The 8,123-nt window shown below is 69.4% G+C and carries 8 protein-coding genes; 7 read left to right on the top strand and 1 reads right to left on the bottom strand.

Translation table 11 applies throughout. The annotated features are described in order from the left end of the window. Positions 1-199: 199 nt before the first annotated feature. The 4 genes from A5646_RS11890 to pimB all read left to right on the top strand — a co-directional run bounded on the left by A5646_RS11890 (position 200) and on the right by pimB (position 3,852). Complete coding sequence (locus A5646_RS11890; RefSeq protein WP_197505174.1) at positions 200-454, top strand: hypothetical protein; 255 nt, start codon at positions 200-202, stop codon at positions 452-454. 177 nt (positions 455-631) lie between these two features. After that, positions 632-1,771, top strand: coding sequence for a peptidoglycan hydrolase RipC (gene ripC, locus A5646_RS11895; protein WP_067021844.1), 1,140 nt, complete (start codon positions 632-634; stop codon positions 1,769-1,771). Positions 1,772-1,805: 34 nt separating this feature from the next. Next, positions 1,806-2,648 (top strand): hypothetical protein, encoded by an 843-nt coding sequence (locus tag A5646_RS11900; RefSeq protein WP_231998296.1) that lies wholly within the window; start codon positions 1,806-1,808, stop codon positions 2,646-2,648. Between the two features lie 64 nt (positions 2,649-2,712). After that, complete coding sequence (pimB, locus tag A5646_RS11905) at positions 2,713-3,852, top strand: GDP-mannose-dependent alpha-(1-6)-phosphatidylinositol monomannoside mannosyltransferase (protein ID WP_066862636.1); 1,140 nt, start codon at positions 2,713-2,715, stop codon at positions 3,850-3,852. Between the two features lie 9 nt (positions 3,853-3,861). Here pimB and A5646_RS11910 read toward each other — a convergent pair whose 3' ends face one another. Next, complete coding sequence (locus tag A5646_RS11910) at positions 3,862-5,664, bottom strand: long-chain fatty acid--CoA ligase (RefSeq protein WP_066862610.1); 1,803 nt, start codon at positions 5,662-5,664, stop codon at positions 3,862-3,864. A 177-nt stretch (positions 5,665-5,841) separates the two neighbouring features. Here A5646_RS11910 and A5646_RS11915 point away from each other — a divergent pair, with 177 nt between their 5' ends. The 3 genes from A5646_RS11915 (at position 5,842) to A5646_RS11925 (ending at position 8,046) form a co-directional block, all read left to right on the top strand. After that, positions 5,842-6,231: a polyketide cyclase / dehydrase and lipid transport gene (locus tag A5646_RS11915; protein ID WP_066862607.1), complete on the top strand. Its 390-nt coding sequence runs from the start codon at positions 5,842-5,844 to the stop codon at positions 6,229-6,231. Between the two features lie 104 nt (positions 6,232-6,335). After that, positions 6,336-6,773, top strand: coding sequence for an SRPBCC family protein (locus A5646_RS11920; RefSeq protein WP_066862605.1), 438 nt, complete (start codon positions 6,336-6,338; stop codon positions 6,771-6,773). Beyond that, the gene (locus tag A5646_RS11925; protein ID WP_197497923.1) at positions 6,766-8,046 is read left to right on the top strand and encodes an ArsA family ATPase; all 1,281 of its coding nucleotides are present in this window, start codon (positions 6,766-6,768) and stop codon (positions 8,044-8,046) included. Before A5646_RS11920 ends, A5646_RS11925 begins: the two co-directional genes overlap by 8 nt. Positions 8,047-8,123 lie beyond the last annotated feature (77 nt).

The following is an 8,123-nucleotide window of genomic DNA, read 5'->3' on the forward strand; positions in this document are numbered from 1 at the left end:
CGACGTCGGCGAAGCTCAGCTGCGTCGCGCCCCGGGAAGCCACGGCGGTGACGTTAAGCCCGACGACCGACACCCGGGCGGCTCCCACGCCGGAGCGCGGGGACGGATACCTGTCGGTGGCCGCGGTTACGGTTCGGGCAGTCCGGCGTGATGTTCGCTGACCCACTTTGCCGGAGCCCAAGCGAGAGGACCCACCCCGATGGCACCACGAACCGAACCCACCGACATCGGCATGACGCCGCCCGAACCGGGGACGCCGGTGGTGATCGACTGCGACGAGTGCGCGGTGCGCGGCCCCGGCTGCCGCGACTGTGTCGTCAGCGTGATACTCGGGGTTCCGGATACTTTATTGCAGGACGAGCGAGCGGCTTTGGAGGTTCTCGCCGAGGCCGGCCTGGCGCCGCGCCTTCGGCTTGTCCCGATTCGTCGGGACCGTGGCTCTGGTGTAGCGTAATCGCCTTGTCCCGCAAAGGTCCTCGCGAACGCGAAACGATTCACATAGAAATGACAGGATTCTTTCTAATTTCTTAACCGCTCGCTTTGGACAAACGCCGATATCGTTTCGTAACCTGTTTGAGACCTAAACCAGCTCGACGACCTATTCGTCGATGGCCGTTTAAGGAAGCAAATCTTGAGGCTTGCATCTAGGTACCCGGTTGCGCGTGTCCTGACACGGTCGGCAATAGGGACGCTAGCTGGCTTCGCGATCTTGTCCGGTGTGGTGACGGCCCCCGTGTGGGCAGACCCGGCCGAGGACGCCACGGCAAAACTCAACCAACTGTCGCGCCAGGCCGAGCAGACCACCGAGGCGATGCACAGCGCCCAGCTGGATCTGAACGACAAGCTGGCCGCCCAGCGCGCGGCGGACAAGAAGCACACCGACGACCAGGCCGCGGTCGATGCGGCGAAGGCGCATCTGGCCTCGTATCAGGATTCGGTCAACAAGCTGGCCGCCGCGACCTACATGGGTGGTCGCGTCGACGGCATGGAAGCCATCCTGACCGCCGGCTCGCCGCAGGGCCTGATCGACAAGCTGGCGGTGCAGCGCGTGATGGCCACGCAGATGACCGACCAGATGAAGAGCTTCCAGATCGCCGGGGAGCAGGCCGCCAAGGCCGAGCGCGAGTCCGCCAAGTCGGCCGCCGACGCCAAGAGCGCGGCCGAGCAGGCCGCGGCGGTCCGGGCGAGCCTGCAGTCCAAGCAGAGCCAGCTGCAGGTGCAGATCGCGGTGGTCAAGTCCCAATACCTTTCTTTAACGGCCGATCAGCGCACCGCGCTGGCCAACCCCGCCCCGCCTCCCGGCGCTCCGGCACCCCCGGAAGCGGCGCCCCCGGGCGCGCCCGCCGGGCCGGCGCCGGGTGAGGCTCCGCCCGCCGGCGGAATGCCGGGCATGCCCGGAACGACGCCCGGCGGTGTCGGCGGCGGTGACCGCGCCACCGTCGTGCAGGCCGCGCTGACCCAGGTCGGATCGCCCTACGTGTGGGGCGGCTCCGCACCCGGCGGTTTCGACTGTTCCGGCCTGGTGATGTGGGCATTCCAGCAAGCCGGCATCTCGCTGCCGCACTCCAGCCAGGCGCTGGCCCACGGCGGGCAGCCCGTCTCGCTGGGTGATCTGCAGCCCGGTGACGTGCTGACCTTCTACTCCGACGCCTCGCACACCGGCATCTACATCGGTGACGGCATGATGATCCATTCCTCTACCTATGGCGTGCCGGTCCGGGTGGCGCCGATGAGCGCCGGCGGTCCGATCTACGACGCTCGCCGTTACTAGACACCCCCGACCGCGTCGCCGGCGGCTCTCGATACTGCTGGCTTGGGTATTCGTCGTCGAACTGCTGGTGGCCGCGGCCGTGCCGTTCGACGCCCAGCGCGAAGCACGGATCCGGCCCGCCCAGCTGGTCATCCCGGCCCGCAGCCAACTCCCCGCGTCGGCCAGGTCGATCACCGTCGGCGACCGCACCGTGCGGCTGCTGGGGCTCGGCGGCCCCGCCAGCGACCGGCTGCTGTCCCGGGTGGCGTCGGGCATGCCCGCGGCGATCGCCGCGGTGGAGTCGTTCTGGGGTACCGACTGGGCCCGTGAGATCTCGGTGGTCGCGGCCGGCACCGACGAGGAATTTCGCGCCGCCGCCGGCGGGGGACCGGCGTCGCAGTGGGCCGATATCGCGGCCGTGACGGTGGTCGACCGGCTCGATCCCGTTCGCCGGGTCGCCGAGGGCCAGCGGATCGTGTTCGCGCCCGGCGCGGTCACCATGAGCGCCGCATCGTTGCGAATCGTGTTGGCGCACGAGCTTTTTCACTACGCCGCGCGCGCCGACACCGTCGCGGATGCACCTCGCTGGCTCACCGAGGGGGTGGCCGATTTCGTCGGCCGCCCGCCGGCGCCGGTGCCCGCCGAGACGCTGCTGCCCATGACGCTGCCCACCGACGGTGATCTCGACATGCCGGGGGAGCAGCGCTCGCTGGCCTACGACCGCGCGTGGTGGTTCGCCCGATTCGTCGCCGACACCTACGGAGCGCCGAAGTTGCGCGACCTCTACCTGGCCACCTGCGGCGTGCGGCACGCGGACATGGCCGCCGCCGGTCAGGATGTGCTGGGCGACAGCCCGGCGGGGCTGCTCACGCGCTGGCATCAGTGGCTGGGCCACTAGGGCCGCATCGCCCGGCTCGGACCGTGTGCGCGGGGTGCGCCGGCGCCAGGCTAGCCTGTCGCAGGTGAGTCGGGTCCTGCTGGTAACCAACGACTTTCCGCCCCGCCCGGGCGGCATCCAGTCGTACCTCGGCGAGTTCGTCGGCCGGTTGGTCGACGCCGGGCCGCATACGGTGACGGTGTACGCGCCGCAGTGGAAGGGCGCCGACGCCTTTGACCACTCAGCCGAGGCCGCCGGTTATCGGGTGGTGCGTCATCCGGGCACCCTGATGCTGCCCGGTCCGGCGGTCGACGCCCGGATGCGGCGGCTGATCGCCGAGGGCGGCATCGACACGGTCTGGTTCGGCGCGGCCGCGCCGCTGGCGCTGTTGGCCTCCCGCGCCCGCGGGGCCGGGGCGAGCCGCGTGCTGGCCAGCACCCACGGCCACGAGGTCGGGTGGTCGATGCTTCCGGTCGCCCGCTCGGTGCTGCGCCGCATCGGTGACGACACCGACGTCGTCACGTTCGTCAGCCGCTACACTCGGTCCCGGTTCGCGCCGGCGTTCGGCCCCCAGGCGTCGCTGGAATACCTGCCCTCGGGTGTGGACACCGAACGGTTCCGGCCCGACCCGGCGGGCCGGGCCGAGCTGCGGGACCGTTACGGGTTGGGCGAGCGGCCCACCGTGGTGTGCGTGTCGCGGCTGGTGCCACGCAAGGGCCAGGACATGCTCATCAAGGCCCTGCCGTCGATCCGGCGGCGCGTCGACGGCGCCGCATTGGTCATCGTCGGCGGCGGCCCGTATATGGACTCGCTGCGCGCGCTGGCCCGTGAGTGCGGGGTGGAAGACGACGTGACGTTCACCGGCGGCGTACCGGCCGCCGAGTTGGCCACGCATCACGCGCTGGCCGACGTGTTCGCGATGCCGTGCCGCACCCGCGGTGCCGGGCTGGACGTCGAGGGGTTGGGCATCGTGTACCTCGAGGCCTCGGCGACCGGCGTGCCGGTCATCGCCGGCAAATCCGGGGGAGCCCCAGAAACGGTGCAGCACAACAAGACCGGGTTGGTCGTCGACGGCCGCGAGGTGGCCGAGATCGCCGGTGCCGTCACCGAATTGCTGACCGATCGCGACCGCGCGGCCGCGATGGGCGCGGCCGGGCGCGACTGGGTGATGGCCCAGTGGCGGTGGGACACCCTGGCGGCGCGGCTGGGCGCGCTGCTGGGCTGACCGGCGCCATTAGTCCTTCTCGTAGATGGCCTCGATGTCGGAGGCGAACTTCTCGGCCACCACGTTGCGCTTGACCTTCATCGTCGGCGTCAGTTCGCCGGTGTCCTCGGTGAAATCGACCGGCAGGATGCGGAACTTGCGGATCGATTCCGCATGCGACACAGCCTGATTGGCGTCCTTGATGGCCGCGTCCACCTCGGCGACCAGGTCGGGGTCGGTGGCCAGATCGCCCACCGAGGCGCCGGCGCCCTTCTGGTTGCGCTGCTTCCAGCCGTCGAACGCCTCGGGGTCGATGGTGATCAGCGCGCCTATGAACGGCTTGTTGTCCCCGACCACCATCGCCTGACTGATCAACGGGTGGGCCCGCAGCCGGTCCTCTAGGACGGCCGGCGCGACGTTCTTGCCGCCGGCGGTGACGATGATCTCCTTCTTGCGCCCGGTGATCTTCAAGAAGCCGTCCTCGTCGAGCACGCCCAGGTCGCCGGTCCTGAACCAGCCATCGGTGAACGCGTCGCGGGTGGCCTGCTCGTTACGCCAGTAGCCGGTGAACACCACGCCGCCGCGCACCAGCAGTTCGCCGTCCTCGGCGATGCGCATGCTGTTGCCCGGCACCAGCGTTCCGACCGTGCCGATCTTGACGTTGCCGACCTGGTTGACGGTGATCGCCGAGCTGGTCTCGGTCAGGCCGTAACCCTCGTGGATGGTCAGGCCGACGCCGCGGTAGAAGTGCCCCAGCCGCGAGCCCAGCGGCGCGCCGCCGGAGACGGCCGCGTGGCAGTCGCCGCCCAGCGCGGCGCGCAGCTTGTTGTACACCAGCCGGTCGAACAGGGCGTGCTTGGCGCGCAGCAGCGGGCCGCGGCGGCCGCGGTCCTGCGCCTCGCTCCAGTCGACGGCGGTTTGGACGGCCGCCGCGAAGATCCTGCCCTTGCCGTCGTTCGAGGCGTTCTGCTCGGCGGTGTTGTAAACCTTCTCGAACACCCGCGGCACCGACACCACCACGGTCGGCTTGAACACCGCGAACAGCGGCACCAGGTTCTTGATGTCGCTGGTGAAGCCGACGGTGACCTTGTTGGCGAACGCGGACAACGTGAGCGAGCGCGCCAGCACGTGCGCCAGCGGCAAGAACACCAGCAGCCGCTGGCCCTCGTCGAGCAGCGTCGGCAGGCTCTCCTTGGCGCCGCGGGTCTCATACAGCAGATTCGAATGGGTCAGCTGGCAGCCCTTGGGCCGCCCCGTGGTGCCCGAGGTGTAGATCAGGGTGGCCGGGTCCGACGCCCGCAGCGCCTCGAGGCGCGCGGTCAGCTCGGCCGGTGCCACCGACGCGCCGGCCTCCACGAGCTGGTCGAGCGCCTTGGGCCCCGAACCGTCGATGTGCAGCACCCGGCGCAGCGCGGGTAGTTCGGCGGTCAGCTCGGTAACCATGGCCGCGTGCTCGTCGGTTTCCGCGAACGCCAGCACCGCCTCGGAATCCTGTAGCACCCAGCGGACCTGCTCGGCCGACGACGTCTCGTAGATCGGCACGGTGACCGCACCCACCGCCAGGATGGCCAGGTCGAGGATCGCCCATTCGTAGCGGGTGGCCGAGAAGATGGACACCCGGTCGCCGGCCTCTACGCCCAGGGAGATCAAACCCAATGCGGCCGAGCGGATCTGCTCGGCCGCCTGGGCGCAGGTGACGTCGGTCCACTCGCCGTCGATCTGACGCTGGTAGATGACGAAGTTGGGGTCGTCGCGCTCGTGTTCGAAGACCATCGCGGCGATGTTGTCGTTTTCGCCGACGGAGAAGCGGGCGGGGACGCTGTACTCACGCACTCTTATGACCTCAATCGACCTCGTGGAGATTCCCGGGAGCGGGTTGCTGCCGACCAGCCTAATCCGCGCGTTGACCCAGCACGGCTAGCAGTGGGTGGGCCGGGACCGCGATTGCGGGCCGCGACGTCCGCCCCGCCCTCGGCGGGGCGGCGCGGGCCGGTGTGTGAAGCTGGGGTGATGAACAGCATCCAGATCGCGGATGAGACGTTTGTCGCCGCCGACGGCGCGCGGGTGGGCGCCGCGGTGGCCGATCGGTCCAGCTGGCGACGCTGGTGGCCGGACCTGCGGCTGGAGGTCGTCGAGGACCGCGGGGAAAAGGGCATCCGGTGGTCGGTCACCGGCGCGTTGACGGGCACCATGGAAATCTGGCTGGAACCGTCGCTGGACGGCGTCGTGCTGCACTACTTCCTGCACGCCGAGCCGACCGGGGTGGCGGCCTGGCAGCTGGCCAAGCTGAACTTGGCGAAGATGACGCATCGCCGTCGGGTGGCGGGCAAGAAAATGGCCTTCGAGGTCAAGACGACACTGGAACGGTCACGTCCGGTCGGAGTTTCTCCGGTAGTTTAGCCGGGTCGGGTCCGCCGCGGAGAGTACCGTGTCGGACCGAGACCCGCGGGATCCCCACAGTCGACAGCGGTCGATCCGTTCGCGGGAGAGAGGGCAGCAATCAGGTGGCGGAGAAGACGACGCAAACCATCTACATCGAGGCCGACCCGGCCACCGTGATGCAGGTGATCGCCGACATCGATTCCTACCCGCAGTGGATCTCGGAGTACAAGGAAGCCGAGGTCCAGGAGAAGGACGCCGACGGCTACCCGAAGGTTGCGCGGATCGTCATGGACGCCACGGTGATCAAGGACACGATGGTGATGTCCTACGAGTGGCCCAAGGATCGCCAATCGGTGAGCTGGACGCTGGTCTCGAGCTCGCTGCTGCGTGCGCTGGAAGGCTCATATCGACTGGCGGCCAAGGGATCTGGCACCGAAGTCACCTACGAACTCTCCGTCGACCTGGCCATGCCGATGATCGGGCTGCTCAAGCGCAAGGCCGAGCGCCGGTTGACCGACACCGCGTTGAAGGATCTGAAGAAACGAGTCGAGGCTGAGTGAGTCCACTGAATTCGGAGCGCCCGCCCCGGCCCGGATCAGCCTTTTCGTCGGCAAAGGCGGGGTAGGGAAATCCACCCTGGCCTGCGCCACCGCCGTCGGTGCCGCGAGCGCCGGGCAACGGGTGCTGGTGATCTCCACCGACCAGGCGCACTCGCTGGGTGACGTACTGGGCGTTCCCGTCTCGCCGAGTCGGGGCGACCTGGTGCGGGTGCTGGCCGACCTGGACACCGGGCAAGCGGAGGCCGGCGGCGGGTTTCTCGACGCACTGGCCTTGGACACGCTGGCGCTGCTCGAGGTCCGCTGGCGTGAGGTCGTCGCCACCCTGGATCGGCGTTTTCCCGACTCCGAACTGGGAACCATTGCGCCCGAAGAACTTTCGGCCCTGCCCGGGGTGCAGGAAGTGCTCGGGCTGCACGCCGTCGGCGGGCTGGCCCGCAGCGGGCGATGGGATCGGGTGGTGGTCGATTGCGCGTCGACCGCCGACGCCCTGCGAATGCTGACTTTGCCCGCCACCTTCGGGCTGTACGTCGAGCGGGCCTGGCCGCGGCATCGCCGGCTGTCGGTCACCGCCGACGACGCCCGGTCGGCGGCGGTGGTCGAGCTGCTCGAGCGGATCAGCTCGGAGGTGGAGTCGCTGAGCGCGCTGCTCACCGACGGCGATCTGGTGAGTGCGCACCTGGTGCTGACCCCCGAGCGGGTGGTCGCGGCCGAGGCGGCCCGAACGCTGGGCTCGCTGGCCCTGATGGGCGTGCGGGTCGAAGAGCTGATCGTGAATCAGGTTCTGCTGCAAGATGACTCGTACGAGTACCGCAATCTGCCCGAGCACCCCGCCTTCTACTGGTACACCGAGCGCATCGCCGAGCAGCGCAGCGTGCTCGACGAGCTCGACGCCACCATCGGCGAGGTGGCGCTGGTGATGACCCCGCACCTGTCCGGCGAGCCGATCGGCCCCAAGGCGCTGAGCGGGCTGCTCGACGCGGCGCGGCGCCGCGGCGGCACGGCGCCGCCGGGTCCGTTGCGGCCCACCGTGGACCTCGAATCCGGGACGGGACTAGGGTCCGTCTACCGGATGCGGCTGGTGTTGCCGCAACTCGATCCGTCGGGCCTGACGCTGGGCCGCGTCGATGACGATCTGATCATCAGCGCCGGGGGATTGCGGCGCAGGGTTAGGTTGGCATCAGTACTTCGGCGGTGCACCGTGTTGGACGCACACCTACGGGGTAGCGAACTGACGGTGCGTTTTCAACCAGATCCGGAGGTGTGGCCGAAGTGAGTGGTGGGGGTCATTCCGACATCGGTCCGGAACTGCGCAGGCTCGCCCAGACGATCCTCGACGGCATCGACCCCGCG

It is taken from the genome of Mycobacterium sp. 1245499.0, from assembly GCF_001673615.1.
In the GTDB taxonomy this organism is placed as follows: Bacteria; Actinomycetota; Actinomycetes; order Mycobacteriales; family Mycobacteriaceae; genus Mycobacterium; species Mycobacterium europaeum_A.